Annotated in this window: 18 protein-coding genes and 1 pseudogene; 3 read left to right on the forward strand and 16 right to left on the reverse strand. The window is 71.3% G+C overall.

Annotated features, from left to right (window positions below; translation table 11 throughout):
* Window positions 1-25: 25 nt before the first annotated feature.
* From ABD901_RS12390 to ABD901_RS12435, 10 genes are all read right to left on the reverse strand, one after another.
* Window positions 26-469: a DUF3291 domain-containing protein gene (locus ABD901_RS12390; RefSeq protein ID WP_345124654.1), complete on the reverse strand. Its 444-nt coding sequence runs from the start codon at window positions 467-469 to the stop codon at window positions 26-28.
* A 9-nt stretch (window positions 470-478) separates the two neighbouring features.
* Window positions 479-1,123, reverse strand: coding sequence for a helix-turn-helix transcriptional regulator (locus ABD901_RS12395; RefSeq protein WP_345124655.1), 645 nt, complete (start codon window positions 1,121-1,123; stop codon window positions 479-481).
* A gap of 7 nt (window positions 1,124-1,130) precedes the next feature.
* On the reverse strand, window positions 1,131-2,051 hold the full coding sequence (locus ABD901_RS12400; RefSeq protein WP_345124657.1) for an AEC family transporter: 921 nt from the start codon (window positions 2,049-2,051) through the stop codon (window positions 1,131-1,133).
* 18 nt (window positions 2,052-2,069) lie between these two features.
* Complete coding sequence (locus tag ABD901_RS12405; protein ID WP_345124659.1) at window positions 2,070-4,706, reverse strand: FtsK/SpoIIIE family DNA translocase; 2,637 nt, start codon at window positions 4,704-4,706, stop codon at window positions 2,070-2,072.
* A 2-nt stretch (window positions 4,707-4,708) separates the two neighbouring features.
* Window positions 4,709-5,098, reverse strand: coding sequence for a DUF2784 domain-containing protein (locus tag ABD901_RS12410; protein ID WP_345124661.1), 390 nt, complete (start codon window positions 5,096-5,098; stop codon window positions 4,709-4,711).
* A 1-nt stretch (window position 5,099) separates the two neighbouring features.
* Window positions 5,100-6,788: a ribonuclease J gene (locus ABD901_RS12415; RefSeq protein ID WP_345124663.1), complete on the reverse strand. Its 1,689-nt coding sequence runs from the start codon at window positions 6,786-6,788 to the stop codon at window positions 5,100-5,102.
* Window positions 6,785-7,738, reverse strand: a complete 954-nt coding sequence (gene dapA, locus ABD901_RS12420; RefSeq protein WP_345124665.1) for a 4-hydroxy-tetrahydrodipicolinate synthase — start codon at window positions 7,736-7,738, stop codon at window positions 6,785-6,787. Before dapA ends, ABD901_RS12415 begins: the two co-directional genes overlap by 4 nt.
* Before the next feature lie 36 nt (window positions 7,739-7,774).
* On the reverse strand, window positions 7,775-8,512 hold the full coding sequence (thyX, locus tag ABD901_RS12425; RefSeq protein WP_345124667.1) for an FAD-dependent thymidylate synthase: 738 nt from the start codon (window positions 8,510-8,512) through the stop codon (window positions 7,775-7,777).
* A gap of 18 nt (window positions 8,513-8,530) precedes the next feature.
* Window positions 8,531-9,085 carry a DUF2752 domain-containing protein gene (locus ABD901_RS12430; protein ID WP_345124669.1) on the reverse strand — a complete coding sequence of 185 codons (555 nt, stop codon included), beginning with the start codon at window positions 9,083-9,085 and terminating at the stop codon, window positions 8,531-8,533.
* A 150-nt stretch (window positions 9,086-9,235) separates the two neighbouring features.
* The gene (locus tag ABD901_RS12435) at window positions 9,236-10,450 is read right to left on the reverse strand and encodes a winged helix-turn-helix domain-containing protein (protein ID WP_345124671.1); all 1,215 of its coding nucleotides are present in this window, start codon (window positions 10,448-10,450) and stop codon (window positions 9,236-9,238) included.
* 35 nt (window positions 10,451-10,485) lie between these two features.
* On the opposite strand from ABD901_RS12435, the gene ABD901_RS12440 reads away from it, so the two are divergent.
* Both ABD901_RS12440 and ABD901_RS59015 read left to right on the forward strand, forming a co-directional pair.
* A complete protein-coding gene (locus ABD901_RS12440; protein ID WP_345124673.1) occupies window positions 10,486-10,716 on the forward strand; it encodes a hypothetical protein in 231 nt (76 codons plus the stop codon).
* Window positions 10,717-10,745: 29 nt separating this feature from the next.
* A pseudogene (locus tag ABD901_RS59015) lies at window positions 10,746-10,886 on the forward strand (GNAT family N-acetyltransferase); the annotation flags it as partial.
* On the opposite strand, the gene ABD901_RS12445 reads toward ABD901_RS59015, so the two are convergent.
* Window positions 10,884-12,212, reverse strand: a complete 1,329-nt coding sequence (locus ABD901_RS12445; protein ID WP_345124675.1) for a glycosyltransferase 87 family protein — start codon at window positions 12,210-12,212, stop codon at window positions 10,884-10,886. The pseudogene ABD901_RS59015 and the gene ABD901_RS12445 overlap by 3 nt on opposite strands.
* Window positions 12,213-12,405: 193 nt before the next feature.
* On the opposite strand from ABD901_RS12445, the gene ABD901_RS12450 reads away from it, so the two are divergent.
* Window positions 12,406-13,038, forward strand: coding sequence for a GNAT family N-acetyltransferase (locus ABD901_RS12450; RefSeq protein ID WP_345124677.1), 633 nt, complete (start codon window positions 12,406-12,408; stop codon window positions 13,036-13,038).
* Between the two features lie 48 nt (window positions 13,039-13,086).
* Here the strand turns inward: ABD901_RS12450 and dapB are convergent, their stop codons facing one another.
* The 5 genes from dapB to ABD901_RS12475 form a co-directional block, all read right to left on the reverse strand.
* Window positions 13,087-13,839 carry a 4-hydroxy-tetrahydrodipicolinate reductase gene (dapB, locus tag ABD901_RS12455; RefSeq protein WP_345124678.1) on the reverse strand — a complete coding sequence of 251 codons (753 nt, stop codon included), beginning with the start codon at window positions 13,837-13,839 and terminating at the stop codon, window positions 13,087-13,089.
* Window positions 13,840-13,855: 16 nt separating this feature from the next.
* Complete coding sequence (locus ABD901_RS12460; RefSeq protein ID WP_345124679.1) at window positions 13,856-15,178, reverse strand: M16 family metallopeptidase; 1,323 nt, start codon at window positions 15,176-15,178, stop codon at window positions 13,856-13,858.
* Between the two features lie 3 nt (window positions 15,179-15,181).
* Window positions 15,182-17,581, reverse strand: coding sequence for a polyribonucleotide nucleotidyltransferase (locus ABD901_RS12465; RefSeq protein WP_345124680.1), 2,400 nt, complete (start codon window positions 17,579-17,581; stop codon window positions 15,182-15,184).
* Window positions 17,582-17,793: 212 nt separating this feature from the next.
* Window positions 17,794-18,063 carry a 30S ribosomal protein S15 gene (rpsO, locus tag ABD901_RS12470; RefSeq protein ID WP_238014693.1) on the reverse strand — a complete coding sequence of 90 codons (270 nt, stop codon included), beginning with the start codon at window positions 18,061-18,063 and terminating at the stop codon, window positions 17,794-17,796.
* Between the two features lie 107 nt (window positions 18,064-18,170).
* The gene (locus tag ABD901_RS12475) at window positions 18,171-19,118 is read right to left on the reverse strand and encodes a bifunctional riboflavin kinase/FAD synthetase (RefSeq protein ID WP_345124684.1); all 948 of its coding nucleotides are present in this window, start codon (window positions 19,116-19,118) and stop codon (window positions 18,171-18,173) included.
* Between the last annotated feature and the right edge of the window lie 145 nt (window positions 19,119-19,263).

Genomic DNA, 19,263 nt, shown 5'->3' on the forward strand with positions numbered 1-19,263 from the left:
GACAATTTGCGGAGCGGATCCGGCCTCACGGCGCCGGGAACGGATCCCGGAACGTGAAGGCGTCGGCCGTCGGGCCCTTGCTCCGCAGCAGGTCAAGGCGGTCGCCGGCCTCCTGGACGCTCGGCCGGTGTCCCTCGGGCACCCACCACAGCACCATCGAAGCGTCGCCCAACGGACGGAACCAGTCCCGCCGCCGTCGCAGAATGTCGAGGTGCCCGCTGCGGAACGTGAACTCGCGCAGCGCCTCCACGCTGTGCCACACCGAGAGGTTCACCATGATGTCGCCGCCGAACGGCCGCAGCGACGTCGCGTCCGTCCCGCCGTCGTCGACGAGCCGCCAGACGAAGCCGGACCAGCCGTCGGCGATCGCGTTGATCCGGTCGAGATCGGAGTAGAACCCGGCCATCACAGGGTCCTCCCGCGGCGCCACGGGCGCGGCGATGTTGAGCTGCGCGAGATGAGCGGTCATGCCGGCAGTCTAAAACAAAGAGCCATTGTTTTTGGTACCCGATGTGCCCCGTTCCACAACGACACAGCACCCTTCGGGCCCAGGCTCGATGCGTACCCCGCCGCCGAGGGCCCCCGACAGCAGCGCGAGGTTGGCGCCGCAGACCGCGCTCGGATGCGTGCGAGCCACCCCGTCGAACGGGCAGTTGCGCAGCCGCCACACCTCCCCGTCCGCATACGGCTCGTAGCCCAGCCCGCGCAGCGTCTCCTCCACGCCCTCCCCCGAGCGCGCGAGCCGCTCCCCCTGCCGCCGCGCCGCGGCGTAGAGGGCGGGCTCCACCCCCGCGTCCTCGACCGCGTCGGCGAGGACCTCGGCCAGCACCCTGTACCCGCGCGGCGGCAGGCTCACGGCGTGCTCGGCCGCCGAGCGCCGGTAGAGCTTCGAGGGCCGCCCCGCGCCCGGCCCCGCCTTGCCGCCCAGCCGCGCGAACGACACCTCGAGCAGCCCCGCGTCGGCGAGCTTGTCGAGGTGGTGCGCGGCGAGGTTGCGCCCGATCTCGAGCGCCTCGGCGACCTGGTCGCGGCTCACCGCTGCCCCGGCCGACGCCACGTGCTCGTACACGGCCCGCCGCCGCGGGTCGCCGAGCACGGCCAGCGCATCGATCTCTTCGGACACGGTTCAACTATTGCAGCAGCGCGGCGGCCACCGTCAGGGTCGCCATGGACAGCGCGGTCGAAGCGACGATCACGTCGCGGGCATACGTCCCGTCCATGTCGTAGGCGCGCGCGAAGATGAACGTGTTCTGCGCCGCCGGCAGCGCCGCGCACAGCACCGCCGCGAGCAGGGCCGGGCCGGTCAGGCCGAGCACGAGGTGAGCCAGCAGGTAGCACACGACGGGCTGGACGCAGGACTTCAGCAGCACCGCCAGCCCGACCTCCACCGGGCGGCGGGGTTCGCCGTCGGGCGCGTCCCGGGGTACCAGGGACAGGCCCAGAGCGATGAGCGCGGACGGGACTGCCGCGCGGCCCAGGAGGGCGACGGCGTCCCCGGCCAACGCCGGCAGGCGCACGTGCGCGGCGCCGAGCAGCACCCCGGCCAGGCAGGCGAGCATCACCGGGCTGCGCAGCGGGACCGTCAGCAGGCGGCGCAGGCGGCCGGCGGCGTGGTCCGTGCGGGCCAGGTCGAGGGTGCCGAGGATCACCGGGGTCAGGATCGAGGTCTGGATGAGCAGGATCACGGCGATGAAGCTCGCGTCGCCGAGCACCTGCACCGCGACCGGGATGCCGAGGTTGCCGGCGTTGACGTAGCCGGAGGCCATCGCGGCGATCGTCTGCTCCGCGAGAGGGCGGCCGAAGACAAAGCGGGCGGCGGCGAACCCGACCGCGGCGACGATCAGGGTCGAGACGACGAAGGCGGCGACCGCGCGGCCGGCCGTGCCGCCGATCGGCTGGCGGGTCAGGGTGTCCAGCAGCGCGGCGGGCATGGCGACGTAGAAGACGAACCGGCCGAGGACGTCGACCGCGGCCGGGCCGAGCACGCCGGCGCGCCCGGTGACGAACCCGACGGCGGTCAGCGCCCAGATCGGGACGAACGCAGCGAGCACCCTCAGCCGACCGCCGCGTCAGTCGTCTTCGTCGGACTTGAGCGTGCCGAGCACGTCGGGCAGGGAGTCGGGCTTGATGAGCACGTCGCGGGCCTTCGAGCCCTCGGACGGGCCGACGATGCCGCGGGACTCCATGAGGTCCATGAGCCGCCCAGCCTTGGCGAAGCCGACCCGAAGCTTGCGCTGCAGCATGCTGGTCGAGCCGAACTGGCTGGTCACCACCAGCTCGATGGCCTGCAGCAGCAGCTCGAGGTCGTCGCCGACCTCCTCGTCGATCTTCTTCTTGCCCTCGTCGCGCTTCTGGGTGACACCCTCGCGGAACTCCGGCTCGCGCTGGTCCTTGCAGAACTTGACGATGTCATGGATCTCGGCCTCGGAGACCCACGCGCCCTGGATGCGGACCGGCTTCGAGGCGCCCATCGGCAGGAACAGCGCGTCGCCCCGCCCGATCAGCTTCTCCGCGCCCGGCTGGTCGAGGATGACCCGCGAGTCGGCGAGGCTCGAGGTGGCGAACGCCAGCCGCGACGGCACGTTGGCCTTGATCAGGCCGGTGACCACGTCCACGCTGGGCCGCTGGGTGGCGAGCACCAGGTGGATGCCGGCCGCCCGGGCCAGCTGCGTGATCCGCACCACCGAGTCCTCGACGTCGCGCGGCGCGACCATCATGAGGTCGGCGAGCTCGTCCACGACCACCACCAGATACGGATAGGGCCGGATCTGCCGCTCGCTGCCCGGCGGCGCGGCGATCTGCCCGGCCCGGACCTTGCGGTTGTAGTCGTCGATGTGCCGGACGCCGGCCGCGGCCAGGTCGTCGTAGCGCATGTCCATCTCGCCGACGACCCAGTCGAGGGCGTCGGCCGCCTTCTTCGGGTTGGTGACGATCGGCGTGACCAGGTGCGGGATGCCCTCGTAGCTGGTGAGCTCGACCCGCTTCGGGTCGACCAGCAGCAGCCGCACCTCATCCGGCGTCGACCGGGTCAACAGCGACACGAGCAGGCTGTTGAGGCACGAGGACTTGCCCGCGCCGGTCGCGCCGGCGATGAGGATGTGCGGCATCTTGGCGAGGTTGGCCACCACGTAGCCGCCCTCGATGTCCTTGCCGAGCGCGACGATCAGCGGGTGGTGGTCGGAGGTGGCCACCCGCGAGCGCAGCACGTCGCCGAGCGCCACGTTCTCCCGGTCGGGGTTGGGGATCTCCACGCCGACCGCGCTCTTGCCCGGGATCGGGCTCTGGATGCGCACGTCCGCCGACTTCACCGCATACGCGATGTTCTTGGACAGGGCGGTGATCCGCTCGACCTTGACGCCGTGGCCGATCTCCACCTCGTAGCGGGTGACCGTCGGGCCGCGGGTGAAGCCGGTGACCAGCGCGTCGACGCCGAACTGCTCGAAGACGCCCTGCAGGGCGCCCATCACCTCGTCGTTGGCCCGGGTGCGCCCGCGCGGGGCGTCGCCGGTGCCGAGCAGCGTCGGCGGCGGCAGCTTGTAGTCGGCGTCGGTCAGCGCGAGCTGCTCGGCCCGCGTGGGCAACGGCCCGTGCTCCGGCGGATCCCGGTCCGGCGCCGGCCCGGGCTCCTTCTTGCGCTTACGCCCGGCCGCCGGCATGCGCTGCAGCACGACGGTGTCGTGGACGACCTCCGGATCGAGATCGGGCGCGGCGGCGTCGAACTCGTCGGGGTCCAGGCCGAGCGGGTGCGGCAGCGGCTCCTGCTCCCCGGCGCGGGAGCCCTGGCGGCGCCGCGCGGGTCGGCGGGCGGGCGCCGGCTCCGGCTCGTCGTAGAGCTCGTCGAACTCCTCCTCGTCGTCGACGAGGGCGGGGTCCTCGACCCGGCCGAGGGCCAGGTCGCGCAGCTGGCGCCAGCGCTGCGGGAGGCGGCTGATCGGAGTGGAGGTGACGACCAGCAGGCCGAAGACGAGCAGCAGGACCAGCAGCGGCACGGCCACCCAGGAGGTGACGGCCATCTGCAGCAGCCCGCCGCCGCCCCGGCCGAGCAGGCCGCCGGCCTTGTCCATCTTCGCCGGGAGCGTCGGGCTGCCGGCGGCCAGGTGCAGCAGGCCGGTGCCGGCGATGAAGACCGCGCCCCAGCCGACGATGCCGCGGCCGCGGCGCTCGTCGGCCTCGCCGCCGGAGCGCATGACGCGCACGCCGCCGACGATCAGCAGGACCGGCAGGATCGCCGAGGAGGCGCCGAGGAACGTGTGGCACATCCCGGCCAGCCAGCGCCCGACGGGCCCGGCGGCCTGGAACCACAGCGCGGCGGTCAGCAGCACGGCCGCGCCGATCATGGCCAGGCCGGCGCCGTCGCGGCGGTGCTCGGGGTCGAGGTCGCGGGCGGTGGCGGCCTGCCGGCCGATGGCCCGGGCGCCCCAGCCGACGCTGTGCGCGAGCCCCATCCAGAGCGCGATCATGCCGCGGCCGAGCAGGCCGAGCGGCGTGGCGACCATCGCGCCGGTGCGGCGGCGGCGCATCGCGGTGGCGCGCGTGGTCGTGCGTGGTGTGACCCGGCCGCGGGTCGCGGTCGTCGCCTTCGTCGCGGCCCCGGACGCCCGGGCCCGCGGCGTCGCCCGCTTCTGCGGTGTCGCACGCGTGTTCGAACCGCCGCGCGCGTTGGACGTGCCTCCGCCGCGGCCGGCCTGGGAGGTGCGGCCCGCCATGGTCACACCGTAGCGGGGGGCTCCGACATTTTTCGCTCGGCACGCCGGTGCCGATACTTCGCGAACGCCACCGCATAGGACACGACGACGAGCACACCCACCAGGACCTGCAGCAAGTGCGTGTAGCGCTCGGGATAGAGGACGTTCTCGATGTACAGGTCGATGAACCCGCGGTCGCTGACGCTCTGCCCCGCCTTGTGGCGGGCCCAGTGCTCGACGACGGTCAGCGGGCACGTCAGCGGGATCGTGACCACGGCGAGCCCCCACGCGGCGGCGGCCAGGTGCGGCCAGAAGGCCTTGGGCCACCGCCAGACGAGGAACCCGCCGAGCACGACGTACGCCAGGAAGCAGAAATGCAGCACCAGGACCGTCGTCGCGAGCGCCGCGTACATCTCAGACCTCGACGACCGTCGGCACGATCATGGGCCGCCGCCGGTACGCCTCGTTGACCCACCGCCCGACCGTGCGCCGCACGATCTGCTGCAGCTGGTGCGGGTCGGTGATGCCGTCCGTCGCCGCCTTGTTCAGCGCCTCGGTGACCAGCGGCAGCACGGCGTTGAACACCGCCGGGTCGTCGGAGAAGCCCTTCGCCGACACCGTCGGCCCGGCCACGACCTTGCCGGTGACGGAGTCGATCACGACGGTCGCGGCGATGAACCCGCCGTCGCCGAGGATGCGCCGCTCGGTCAGCAGCGACTCGCCGACGTCGCCGATGGCGAGGCCGTCGACGTAGACGTACCGCGAACGGATGTGCCCGACCAGGCGCGCCTCGCCGCCGACGAGGTCGACGACGTCGCCGTCCTCGCACAGCACCACGCGCTCGTCGGGCACGCCGGCGTCGCGGGCCAGCTGGGCGTGCGCGCGCAGGTGGCGCCACTCGCCGTGCACCGGCATGAAGTTGCGCGGCTTGACGACGTTGAGCAGGTACAGCAGCTCCCCCGCCGGCGCGTGCCCGGAGACGTGCACCTTCGCCACGTCCTTGTGCACGACGATCGCGCCGGCCCGCGCCAGCTGGTTGATCACGCGGTACACCGCGGTCTCGTTCCCCGGCACCAGCGACGAGGCGAGCACGATGGTGTCGCCCTCGCCGATGACGATGTGCCGGTGGTCGCCGTTGGCCATGCGCCCGAGCGCGCTCATCGGCTCGCCCTGCGACCCGGTCGACATGAGCACGACCCGGTCGGCCGGCAGGTTCATGGCCTCGTCGATGGCCACGACCAGCCCGTGCGGGATGCGCAGCAGGCCGAGGTCGCGGGCGATGCCCATGTTGCGCACCATCGAGCGGCCGATGAGCGCCACCTTGCGCCCGTGTGCGTGCGCGGCGTCGAAGACCTGCTGCACGCGGTGCACGTGCGAGGCGAACGACGCGACGATGATCCGCCCGGTGGCCCGGCCGAAGATGCCGCCCAGGACGGGCCCGATCTCCCGCTCCGGGGTCACGAACCCGGGGATCTCCGCGTTGGTCGAGTCCGACAGCAGCAGGTCGACGCCCTCGGCGCCGAGCCGCGCGAACCCGGCCAGGTCGGTGATGCGCCCGTCCAGCGGCAGCTGGTCCATCTTGAAGTCGCCGGTGTGCAGCACTCTGCCGGCCGCGGTGGTCACGGCGACCGCGAGCGCGTCCGGGATCGAGTGGTTGACGGCGAAGAACTCGCACTCGAACGGCCCGAGCCGCTCGACCTGCCCCTCGCGCACGGTCAGCGAGTAGGGCTCGATGCGCCGCTCGGCGAGCTTCGCCTCGACCAGCGCGAGCGTGAACTTCGACCCGACGAGCGGAATGTCCGGCTTGTGGGCCAGCAGGTAGGGGACCGCACCGATGTGGTCCTCGTGCCCGTGGGTGAGCACGATCGCCTGAACCTGGTCCAGGCGGTCGAGGATCGAGGAGAAATCCGGCAGGATGAGGTCGACGCCGGGCTGCTCGACGTCGGGGAACAGCACGCCGCAGTCGATGACGAGCAGCTTGCCGTCGAACTCCAGCAGCGTCATGTTGCGACCGATCGCGCCTAGCCCGCCCAGTGGGGTCACCCGCAGGGTGTCGGGCCCCGGAGGGGGCGGCGGATCCAGGTCGACGTGCGCCACCGTCATAGGGCCACTCCGAGTTCGTTGTGGTGCGCCATCTGGTCGGCGGAACCGATCGTGCGCCCCGCCTCTGCGCAATCCTCCCGCAGCCTGCCAAGTTCCGCCGCATTCGCCGAAACCAGCGGCGGGCGGACCGGCCCGGCCGGCAGGCCGAGCAGCATGAGGGCCGCCTTGGTCAGGATGACGCCCTGCGTGCGGAAGAACCCGCAGAACGCCGGCAGCAGCTTGAGGTGCAGCTCACGGGCGAGGGCGACGTCGCCGACCTCGTGCGCGATGATCATCCGCTTGGTGTCCGGCCCGAAGACGTGCGTGGGCACGCCCACCACGCCGACCGCCCCGACCGCCAGCAGCGGCAGGGTCAGCTTGTCCTCGCCGGAGTAGTACGCCAGGTCGGTGCGCTTGATCACCCACGCGCTCTCGCCGAGGTCGCCCTTGGCGTCCTTCACGGCGACGATGCGCTCGTGCTCGGCGAGGCGGCACATGGTCTCGGTCTCGATCGCCACGCCGGCGCGCCCCGGGATGTCGTAGAGCATCACGGGCAGCCCGGAGGAGTCGGCGACGGTCCGGAAGTGGTGGATCAGGCCGGCCTGGGGCGGCTTGTTGTAGTACGGCGTCACGACGAGCAGCCCGTCCGCGCCAGCCTTCTCGGCGGCGCGGGACAGCTCGACGGTGTGCGCGGTGTCGTTGGTGCCCACGCCGGCGATCACGGTGGCCCGGTCGCCGACGGCCTCCACGACCGCCCGCAGGACCCGGTCCTTCTCCGCGTCGCTGGTGGTCGCCGACTCGCCGGTGGTGCCGTTGACCACCAGGCCGTCATGCTGCTGCTCGTCCACCAGGTGGGCGGCGAGCCGGGCGGCGCCGTCGGCGTCGAGCGAACCGTCAGGCGCGAATGGCGTGACCATCGCGCTGAGCAGCCGGCCGAACGGCCGGCCGGGGACGGAACCGGTGCGTGTCATACGCACAACCTAGCGGAAGCCCAAGACGCGCATTTCTCAAGATTCCCAGGTGTACTGCGGCGACGCCACCTCTGTGCCGTCAGCGAGCGTCGAGATCGTGAAATCCGCGAACACGCTCGGCGCCACGCGCTGCAGTTCCCGCAGGCAGGCGACGGCCACCTCGCGGATCTCCACGTCCGCCGACTCGCTGGCCCGCATCGCAACGAAGTGCCGCCACGCCCGGTAGTTCCCGGTCACCACGATCCGCGTCTCGGCCGCGTTCGGCAGCACCGCCCGAGCGGCCTGCCTGGCCTGCTTGCGCCGCAGTGTCTTGTTCTCCACGTCGGCGAACTTCGCCTCGAGCCCTTCGAGCAGCTCGTTGTACGCCCGCAGCGCCGCCTCGCTCGCCTCGACGAACGTCTTGTGCAGCGCCGGGTCCTCCGCGATCACGTCGGGCTCGACCATGACCTGCTCCCGCCCCGGCACGTACCGCTGCGACAGCTGCGAGTACGAGAAGTGCCGGTGCCGGACCAGTTCGTGCGTGAACGATCGGGACACCCCGGTCAGGTAGAACGTGACCGTCCCGTGCTCGAGCACCGAGAGGTGCCCGACTTCGAGAATGTGCCGCAGATACCCCGCGTTGCTCGCCGTGGCCGGATTCGGCTTGCTCCACGACTGGTAGCAGGCCCGCCCCGCGAACTCGGCCAGCGCCTCGCCACCGTCAGCGTCCGTCTCCCACGGCACGTCGGCCGGAGGCTCGAAGTGTGTCCACGCGATCGCTTTGACGGAGAGCATTCGCTGAGCGTACAGGGGCTAGACGAAGAAGTAGGTGAAGGGCGCCCAGGGCAGGTTTCGCGCGATGCTGAACACCAGCCACGCCACCAGGAACCCGATCAGCGCCCCGTTGGAGATCCTCAGCATCGGCAGCTTGAACGGCAGGTTGAGCCGATTGACCGTCCACGCGACGTAGAGGTAGGCGAGGAACGGCGCGGCGAACACGAGCGGCGCATGGTGATGCGCGGCGGCCGGAATGTCCCCGTGCAGCATGTACCAGGCGGCGCGAGTCCCACCGCACCCCGGGCAGTCGAACCCGGTCAGCATCTTGACCAGGCAGGTAGGCGTGGCGTCGGCGCCGGCCGAGGTGGGCTTCATCAGCAGCGTGTAGGCCACGCCACCGGAAATCAGGGCGCCGACTCCGGCAGGCGCCACCCACCCGGGCAGCCGGGAGACAAACCGGGCAAACCGCCCCTGCCGCGGCTGGTAGGCGTACTGGTACACAGGCGGCAGCGGCACCCCCTGCTCTGGGGCACTCTCCCCCGCTTCCTCACCAAGCACACCGGGCAGCGGCGCAGACAACGGTGACGTCACGCTCAATACGCTACCCCCTTTGCACAACCGCGCCCCGCGCCGGACCGCAAGCAACGCACGGCCGCCGCCACCGCAACGAACGACGGCCCGGCAGCTCACAGATGGTTTGTGAGGGTGCCCCCGGCCCCCCGCCCCCGAAAAAAGAACCAATCAGACGAGCGCCTTCCCCAACCGTTCAGCAAAGTCACCCCGCAGCGGCAACTCAACCCCAGCGAGCCCGAGCCACCCCGCGAACCGACGCAACTCCGCGGCCAACGCCTCAGCCACCTCCCCAGGAGACGACACCCCCGGCTCCACCCAGGCCGCCGGAACCTGCAACAGCCCCGCCTTCCGATCCGCCTTCAGGTCCACCCGGGCCACCAGCCGATCCCCCAGCAAGAACGGCAACACGTAGTAGCCATACAGCCGCTGCAGCGGCGGCACATAGATCTCGATCCGGTAGTTGAACCCGAACAGTCGCTCCACCCGCGACCGCTCCCACATCAACGGATCGAACGGGCTGACCAGCGTGGCCGCCCCGATCCGCCGCGGTATACGGGCCTCGGCCTGCAGATAGGCCCGCTGCGACCACCCCTGCACCTCGACGGGCACCAGCTCCCCCGCCTCCACCAGCTCGGCGATCGCGGTCCGGGCCCCGGCGAGCGGCAACCGGAAGTAGTCCCGCAGCTCCGCCTCCGCGGCCACCCCGAGCCCGCGGGCCGCCACCCGCACCAGCTCCCGGAACGCGTCCGCCGGCTCCGGCGTGGGCGCGTTGACGACGTCGGCCGGCAGGATCCGCTCCGGCACGTCGTAGACCCGCGCGAACGACGAGTTGCGCCGCGCGACGCTGACCTCGCCCGAGTAGAACAGCCACTCGATCGCGGTCTTCGTGTCCGACCAGTTCCACCCCCAGTGGTCCTTGCGCCGGGGCTGGACGAGGTCGCCCTCGACCTCGGCGGCGCTCATGGGGCCCTTGGCGCGGATCTCCTCGAGCACCCAGCGCACCAGGTCGGGCTGCTCGCGGGCGATGCGGACCATGCGGCCCCAGGCCGCGCCGGAGGTCATCCGCCAGCGCAGCATCGGATGCAGCCGGACCGGGACGAGGGAGGCCTCGTGCGCCCAGTATTCGAACAGCTCGCGGGGCCGGCGGTAGGCGAGCCGGTCGAGCAGGGCCGGGTCGTAGGGCCCGAGGCGGCTGTAGGCGGGCAGGTAGTGGGCGCGCTGCACGACGTTGACGGAATCGATCTGCAGCAGGCCGGTGCGCTCCAGCACGCGGCGCACGTGCCGGCGCTCCGGCGCCCTCGCGGGGACCCGGTCGGCGAAGCCCTGCGCGGCGAGTGCGACCCGCCGGGCCTGGGTGAGCGTCAGGTACTCGGTCATCGCCATGGAGGCTATCGCCGGGGTACGACAAAATCCGGCTCGTGAATGGAGCCATCGAGATCCGTCCGGCGACCGTCGAGGACGCGGGGGCCGTCGCGGCCGTGCACGTCGGCTCGTGGCGGGCCGCCTACCGGGGGATCGTGCCCCAGGAGCACCTGGACGGCCTCGACGTCGCCCGCGGCACGGAGATCCTCCGCAGGCACCTGGCCGGGCCGGCGCGGGGCGAGGACGTGCTGGTGGCGACGCCGGCGGGCGGGTCGTCGGGTTCGTGAACTTCGGGCCGTACCGGGACGGCGAGGTCATGCACCCCAGCGAGGGCGAGATCCGGGCGATCTACGCCGATGCGGCGCATTGGGGCACGGGCGCGGGGCGGCTGCTCATGGCGGCGGCCCTGCGCGAACTTGCCGCGCAGGGCCGCCTCACGGTGCGACTGTGGGTGCTAAGCGCCAACGAGCGGGCGCGACGGTTCTACGCCCGGGCCGGCTTCGCTGCGGACGGTGCCGTCGACGTTTTTCGCGTCAAAGGCGGCGGTGACCTTACGGTCGAGCTCGACGAGGTCCGCTACGTCCTCGACGGCCGGGCCGGTGGAGCGCCCGGGATCGCTTGACGGTCCCTGCCCGGCGCCGGTGTCGGCGGGCTCGCGGATCGGCAGGGCGAACAGCAGCCCGATCATGAGCAGGATGTACGCGTTGCTGCCGATGAGGCCCAGACCGTCGAACTTCGCGTGGAACGCCCACGGGGTGCGGCTGCACAGCAGCGCGAACGAGAAGCCGAACGCGATCGCGAGGTTGCGCCGGCGCCGCGGGTCGAGCGAGCGGTCGGTGGCGTAGTCGAAGAGCACGACGATCGAGGGCACCACCCAGACGAGGTGGTGGATCCAGGTGATCGGGCTCACCATGCAGCCGACGATGCCGGTGAGGGCGAGGCCGGCGACCTCGTCCTTGTTGCGGATCGCGCGGCGGGTCCGCCAGTACCACACGGCGAGCGTGATGAGCACGAGCAGCAGCCACAGCGGCTTCATCGGGTCGGGGTTGAAGAGCCGCCCGACGAGGCCGGTGAGCGCCTGGTTGGACACGAAGGTCGGCGAGCCCACCCGGTCGGTGTTCCACATCGCGTCGGTCCAGAAGACCCGCGATGCGTCGGGCGCGAAGGTCGCGGCGGCCCAGGTCGCGGCGGTGGCGGTCGCGGCGGAGACGGCGGCGGCGCGCCAGCGGCGGGTGATGAGCAGGTAGACGATGAACACGCCCGGGGTGAGCTTGATCGCGGTGGCGAGGCCGATGCCGATGCCGCCGAGGCGGTGCCCGCCGCGCACGAGCAGCAGCACGTCGCCGACGACGAGGAACAGCAGCAGGATGTTGACCTGGCCGAAGTTCACCGTCTCGCGGATCGGCTCGAACGCGGCGGCCAGGGCCATCGCGATGCCCATCGCGAACCAGAACGACCAGCCCTGCCGCTTGAAGACCGGCTTGAGCAGCCAGGTCAGGATCGCGAGCATGGCCAGGATGTTCATCGTCACGCTGATGAAGATCGCGACGTTCCAGCTGACGAGCGACATGGGCGTCATCAGGGCGGCCGCGAACGGCGGGTAGGTGAAGCCGTAGGGGGTGCCGGGCGTCAGGTAGTCGTAGATGTCGCCGCCGCGGTTGACCCAGTAGTCCATCGCGCCGAAGTAGACCTTGAGGTCGAAGAAGCCGTTGTGTGCCGCGGCGACCGAGAGGAACGCCCACACGACGGCCCACACGCCCACGACGATGAGCGTCTTCTTCACCCCCGGTCGCAGCTTGGGCCGGACGGCCGTCGACTCGGCGACTCGTCCTCGCTCCGCCACCTGATCTGCCCTCCCAGTCGCTCGCTGCTGCCGAAGTTCCATGAGACTCAACGGTCCTGCCGGTCCCAACTGTGCCGAGCGGGCGCTACCCCGCCGCGTTGCGATTCACACAAAATCCGTAGGCTGCTGGTTCATGACGCTCGGGTTCGTCCGTCCGGCGCGGCTCGACGACGTCGTCGAGATCGCGCGCATCCAACTCACGACCTGGCGGGTCGCCTATCGCCGACTCTTGCCGAAACATATCCTCGACCAGTTGGACGAGGAGTGGATTACCCGCAGGTGGCGGGAGGCAATCACGGAACCGCCAAGTCCGGCACACCGGGTCCTGGTGGCCATCGAACAGATCGATGCGCCCGGGTCGGAATCCGGCGCCGGACCCGAATCATCTTACGTCGTCGGGTTTGCAGCGTCAGGTCCGGCAGACGACACGGCACTCGCCCCGGACGAAGATCACAACACCCTTGACAAGGCATTTGAGTCCACGGTCGCGATCACTGACCTGCTGGTCGAGCCCCGGTGGGGGCGTCGCGGCCACGGCAGCCGATTACTGGCGGCAAGTGTGGATTTGTGGCGAACTGACGGATTTACGACAGCACTTGCGTGGACGTTCGCTGACGACCGTGTTACGCGTCAATTTCTGCAGAGCGCCGGGTGGGCGCCGGACGGCGCCCGTCGATCGCTGGACGTCGATGACATGCTGGTGCCGCAGATTCGGTGGCACACCTCGCTCGAAGCGGACTCCGAGGATCCCGTTATCGCCACGTGACGCTGTTGCGACCGATTTGGGGCCGCCGGATCCCGCAATGTGGGAGACTCAGCCGAGCAGTGCTCCGAGGCCGACGGTGAGCCCGGGGCGCTTGATCACGGAGCGCACGGCCAGGAGCACCCCCGGCATGAACGACGCCCGATCGTAGGAGTCGTGCCGGATCGTGAGGGTCTCTCCCGTGGTACCGAAGAGGACCTCCTGATGCGCGACGAGCCCGGTGGCGCGCAGGGCGTGGACCCGGATGCCCTCGACGTCGGTCCCGCGCGCGCCGGCCATCTCGTCCTTGGTGGCGTCGGGCACGGGGCCCAGGCCGGCCGCGGCGCGGGCCTCGGCGATGAGCTGGGCGGTGCGCAGTGCGGTGCCGCTGGGCGCGTCGATCTTCTTCGGGTGGTGCATCTCGACGATCTCAACGGACTCGAAGTAGCGCGCGGCCCGGGCTGCGAACTCCATCATGAGCACGGCGCCGATCGCGAAGTTGGGCGCGACGACGATGCCGAGGCCGGGCTTGTGCGCCAGCCAGCCGCGCACCTCCTCGAGGCGCTCGGTGGTGAAGCCCGAGGTGCCGATGACCATGCGGATGTTCTGGTCGATGCACCAGCGGATGTTGTCCATCACCACGTCGGGCGTGGTGAAGTCCACGACCACGTCGGCGCCGGACACGTTGGACAGCCAGTCGCCCTCGTCGACCATGGCGACGAGGTCCATGTCGTCGCTTCCGTCCACGGCGCGGCACGCCTCGGTCCCCATGCGCCCGCGCGCGCCCAGCACCCCGACCCGGATCGGCTCCACAGCTTCGCTCACGCCGCCCAACCTATCGTCAGTCGAGGGCGCCCTCGAACGCGCCTTCGTCGAAATCGCCGATGACGGAGAGCGACATCGGGCGGGCCAGCAGGTCGGCGGCCACCGCACGGACCTGCTCCGGGGTGACTGCGTCGACGTGGCGCAGGACCTCATCGACGGAGAGCAGCTCGTCGTAGAGCAGCTCGCCCTTGCCCAATCGGCTCATCCGCGACCCGGTGTCCTCCAGGCCGAGCACGACGGCGCCCTTGAGCATGCCCTTGCCGCGCTCGACCTCGGTGTCGGTGACCCCCTCGGCGGCCACCCGGGCGAGCTCCTCGCGGGTGATCGCGAGGACCTCCTCGACCTTGCCCGGCGCGCAGCCGGCGTAGACGCCGAAGAGGCCGGAGTCGCTGTACTGCGACGTGAAGGAGTACACCGAGTAGGCCAGGCCGCGCTGCTCGCGGATCTGCTGGAACAGCCGGCTCGACATCCCGCCGCCGAGCACGTTGTTGAGCGCGCCGATGGCCCAGCGGTCGTCGTGCTGGCGCGGGTAGCCGGTGCAGCCGAGGACGAGGTGCGCCTGCTCGGTGTCCTTGTTGCGCACCACGATCTGCCCGGAGCGGGTCGGCACCCGGTTGGTGCGGGAGCGCCGCGGCGCCGGGACGCCGGGCTTGTCGCCCCAGCCGGCGCGGTCGAACGCGGCGCGCACGGCCCGCACGACCTTGCCGTGGTCGAGGTTGCCGGCCGCCGAGACGATCATCGTCTCCGGCCGGTACCGCTTGCGATAGAAGCTGTCGATCTGCTTGCGGCTCAGCGCCGAGATGCTCGCCACCGTGCCGGAGATCTGCCGACCGAGCGGGTGGTGGCCGTACAACGCCTCGGTGAAGACGTCGTGGACCTCGTCGCCGGGCTCGTCGTCGTGCATGGCGATCTCCTCGAGGATCACGCCACGCTCGGTCTCCACGTCGGCCTCGGTCAGCACCGAGTCGGTGACCAGGTCACAGACGACGTCGATGGCCAGCGGCAGGTCCGCGTCGAGCACCCGCGCGTAGTAGCACGTGTACTCCTTCGCGGTGAACGCGTTGGTCTCCCCGCCGACCGCCTCGATCTGTGCGGAGATGTCCAACGCGCTACGCCGCTTGGTGCCCTTGAACAACAGGTGCTCGAGGAAGTGCGAGACGCCCGAAAGCGTGGGCGTCTCGTCGCGCGAACCGATGCCGACCCAGACACCGAACGACACGCTGCGCATCGCCGGGATGGACTCGGTCAGGATCCGCAGCCCGTTGGGCAGGACGGTGCGTCGCACCGTTCCGCCCAGCGGGTCGTCGGACAGCGTCTGGGTCGTGGCTCGGTTCGCCATGGGTCAGTCGCGCCGGCTGCGCCGACGACGGAACTCGCCGCCCTCGCCGCCTTCGCCGCCCTCGCCGCCCTCGCCGCCGTCCTCAGCGGCCGGGGCGTCGCCGGAGGCCGCACGCGGGGCACGCTCGCCCCGGTCGCCGCGGTCACGGCGCGGGCCGCGGTCGCCCCGCGGCTCGCGCGCCGGGCGGTCGCCGCCCTCGGCCGGCGCCGGCGGGGTCTCCCCCTCGGCCAGCACCTTGTCCAGGTAGATCTTGCCGCGGTTGTCGATGTCCGCGATCTGCACCTCGACCTTGTCGCCGACGTTGAGGAAGTCCTCGACCTTGTCGACCCGCTTGCCGTTGCCCACCTTGGAGATGTGCAGCAGGCCGTCGCGGCCGGGCAGCAGCGAGATGAAGGCGCCGAACGCGGCCGTCTTCACCACGGTGCCGAGGAACTTGTCGCCGACCTTCGGCATGGTCGGGTTGGCGATGGCGTTGATCCGCTCCACCGCGGCCTCGGCCGAGGGGCCGTCGGTCGCGCCGACGTAGATCGTGCCGTCGTCCTCGATGCTGATCTCGGCGCCGGTCTCGTCCTGGATCGCGTTGATGGTCTGGCCCTTGGGGCCGATCACCATGCCGATCTTGTCGACCGGGATGCGCACCGTGGTCACCCGCGGCGCGTACTGGCTCATGCCGGCCGGCGACTCGATCGCCTCGGCCATGACGTCGAGGATCACGTGGCGCGCGTCGTGCGCCTGCTGCAGGGCTCCGGCCAGCACGTCCGACGGGATGCCGTCGAGCTTGGTGTCCAGCTGCAGCGCTGTGACGAAGTCGCGGGTGCCGGCGACCTTGAAGTCCATGTCGCCGAACGCGTCCTCGGCACCGAGGATGTCGGTCAGCGTGACGTACTGCGTCTTGCCTTCCACCTCGTCGGAGATCAGGCCCATCGCGATGCCGGCGACCGGCGCCTTGAGCGGCACGCCCGCCGACAGCAGCGCCATGGTGGAGGCGCAGACGGAGCCCATGCTCGTGGAGCCGTTGGAGCCCAGCGCCTCCGACACCTGGCGGATCGCGTAGGGGAACTCCTCGCGGGCCGGCAGGACCGGGATCAGGGCCCGCTCGGCCAGCGCGCCGTGGCCGATCTCGCGGCGCTTCGGGGCGCCGACGCGGCCCGTCTCGCCGGTGGAGTACGGCGGGAAGTTGTAGTTGTGCATGTAGCGCTTGGACTTCTCCGGAGCGAGGGTGTCCAGCGTCTGCTCCATGCGCAGCATGTTCAGCGTGGTCACGCCCAGGATCTGGGTCTCGCCGCGCTCGAACAGCGCCGAGCCGTGGACGCGGGGCAGGACCTGCACCTCGGCGGTCAGCGGCCGGATGTCGCGCGGGCCGCGGCCGTCGATGCGCACCTGCTCGCGCAGCACGCGGGCGCGGACCTCGTTCTTGGTCAGCGAGCGCAGCGCGGCGCCGATCTCCTTCTCGCGCCCCTCGAACTGCCCGTCGAGGCGCTGGAACGCGGCCTCCTTGATCCGGTCGAGGGCCTCCTCGCGCTCCGCCTTCGCGGCGATGCGCAGGGCCTCGGCGACCTCGTCCTTCACCGCGCCGGCGACGGCCTCGTAGGCGTCGGGCTGGTAGTCGAGGAAGACCGGGAACTCCTGCACCGGCTTCGCGGCGACCTCGGCGAGCTCCGACTGGGCCCGGCACAGCTCGCGGATCGCGGGCTTGGACGCCTCGAGGCCACCGGCGACGACCTCCTCGGTCGGCGCGGGCGCGCCACCGGCGACGAGTGCCACCGTGTGCTCGGTCGCCTCGGCCTCCACCATCATGATCGCCACATCGCCGTCGGGCAGGACCCGGCCGGCCACGACCATGTCGAAGGTGGCCCGGCCGAGCTCCTCGACCGTCGGGAACGCCACCCACTGCCCGTCGACGTGCGCCATGCGGGTCGCGCCGATCGGGCCGGAGAACGGCAGGCCGGAGAGCTTGGTCGACATCGAGGCGGCGTTGATCGCCACGACGTCGTACGGGTGGGCGGGGTCCAGCGCCAGCACGGTCTCGACGACCTGGACCTCGTTGCGCAGGCCCTTGACGAAGCTCGGGCGCAGCGGCCGGTCGATGAGCCGGCAGGTGAGGATCGCGTCCTCGCTGGGCCGGCCCTCGCGGCGGAAGAAGGAGCCGGGGATGCGCCCGGCCGCGTACATGCGCTCCTCGACGTCCACCGTCAGCGGGAAGAAGTCGAACTGGTCCTTGGGCTGCTTGCCCGCGGTGGTCGCAGAGAGGACCACGGTCTCGCCGAGCTGGGCGAGGGCCGAGCCCGCCGCCTGGCGCGCAAGCCGCCCGGTGGAGAAGGTGATCTCCCGGGTGCCGAACGTGCCGTTGTCGATGACCGCGGTGCTGCTGTGCGTACCGAGAGTGTTGTTCTGCTCGGTCATGTTGTCTTGTTGCTCCCTTTGGGTCGTGGTTCGCCCTCGGCGGAGCTGTCTGCGGCCGGTCTTCGATCGAAGCTCACGGGGCGTGTACTTCACCCGGAAGCCACTACCGAGGACCGGTGCGCCGACCCGCTCGGCGGGGCGCTGCCATTTCAGTGTGTCACTACTCGACGGGGGAGCGGCGAATCCTCGCCACTCCCCCGGTCGGTGAGTCGTTATCGCCGCAGGCCGAGCCGCTCGATCAGCGAGCGGTAGCGGGCGATGTCGCTGCGCTGCAGGTAGTTCAGCAGGCGGCGGCGACGGCCGACCAGCAGCAGCAGGCCGCGCCGGCTGTGGTGGTCGTGCTTGTGCTGCTTGAGGTGTTCGGTCAGGTCCGCGATCCGCTTCGTCAGCATCGCGACCTGGACCTCCGGCGAGCCGGTGTCACCCTCAACGGTCGCGTACTTCGTCATGATCTCGGTCTTCTGCGCAGAGTCGAGCGCCATGTTCTCCCTTTACCGTGGATTCGTCGGCCGGCTCCCGCGGCGTCGTGCAGGCAGCCTGACCCCCGCCAGTCACCCGGCGTCAACACAAGGCTAACAGACCGATCGGCTCAGCCGCGCATCGGACCGTTGCGCAGCACGTCACGGGTCTGCGCGACGTCGTCGGCGATCTGCGCGACGAGCGGCTCGATGCCGGCATAGGTGCGCTGTTCGCGCAGCCGGTCGGCGAAGTCGAGGATGACCCGCTCGCCGTAGAGGTCGCCCGCGAAGTCCAGCACGAACGCCTCGACCCGGCGCTCTTTGCCGGAAAAGGTGGGGTTCGTCCCGATCGAGACCGACGCCTGGTACCGCGCACCGTCCCGCTCCCGGCTCATCCACGCCGCGTAGATGCCGTCGGCGGGCACCGCGGCGTTGACCGGCACCAGCAGGTTGGCTGTCGGGAAGCCCAGCTCGCGGCCGCGCTGGTCGCCCCGCACGACCACACCCTCCAGGCGGTGGGGCCGCCCGAGCGCGCGCGCCGCCGCGATGACGTCACCCGCGTCGACGCAGCTTCGGATGTACGTCGAGGAGAACACCGTCCCCTCGTCCGCCACCAGCGTCGCCCCTTCGACCGCGAAGCCGAAGGTCCGCCCGAGCCGCCGCAGCAGCTCCACGTCGCCGGCCTGCTTGTGCCCGAAGCGGAAGTTCTCCCCCACCACGATCAGCGCGGTGTGCAGGTGCTCGACGAGCGCGTCGTGCACGAACTCCTCGGGCGACAGCCGCGAGAACTCGGCGGTGAACGGGATCACGCACAGCACGTCGACGCCGAGCGCCTCGATGAGCTCCGCCTTGCGCGCGGGCTCGGTGAGCACGGCGGGGTGCGAGCCCGGCCGCACCACCTCCGACGGATGCGGGTCGAACGTCACGACGACGGACTGCACGCCCAGCTCGCCGGCGCGCTTCACGGCGTGGCCGATGATCTGCTGGTGCCCGCGGTGGACGCCGTCGAACACGCCGATCGTCGCGACCGCGCGCCCCCAACCGCCGGGCACCGCCTGCGTTCCCCGCCACCGCTGCATGCCAGCGAGCCTACTGCGTCGCGCTGCACGCATCGTTCGGTGGCGCGGCCACGGCCGCTACGTCGCGCTGCGCGCACCGCCCGGTGGCGCGGCCACGGCCGCTACGTCGCGCTACGCGCATCGCTCGGCGGGGCGGCGACGGCTA

It is taken from the genome of Dactylosporangium darangshiense, from assembly GCF_039537565.1.
GTDB classification, from domain to species: Bacteria; Actinomycetota; Actinomycetes; order Mycobacteriales; family Micromonosporaceae; genus Dactylosporangium; species Dactylosporangium darangshiense.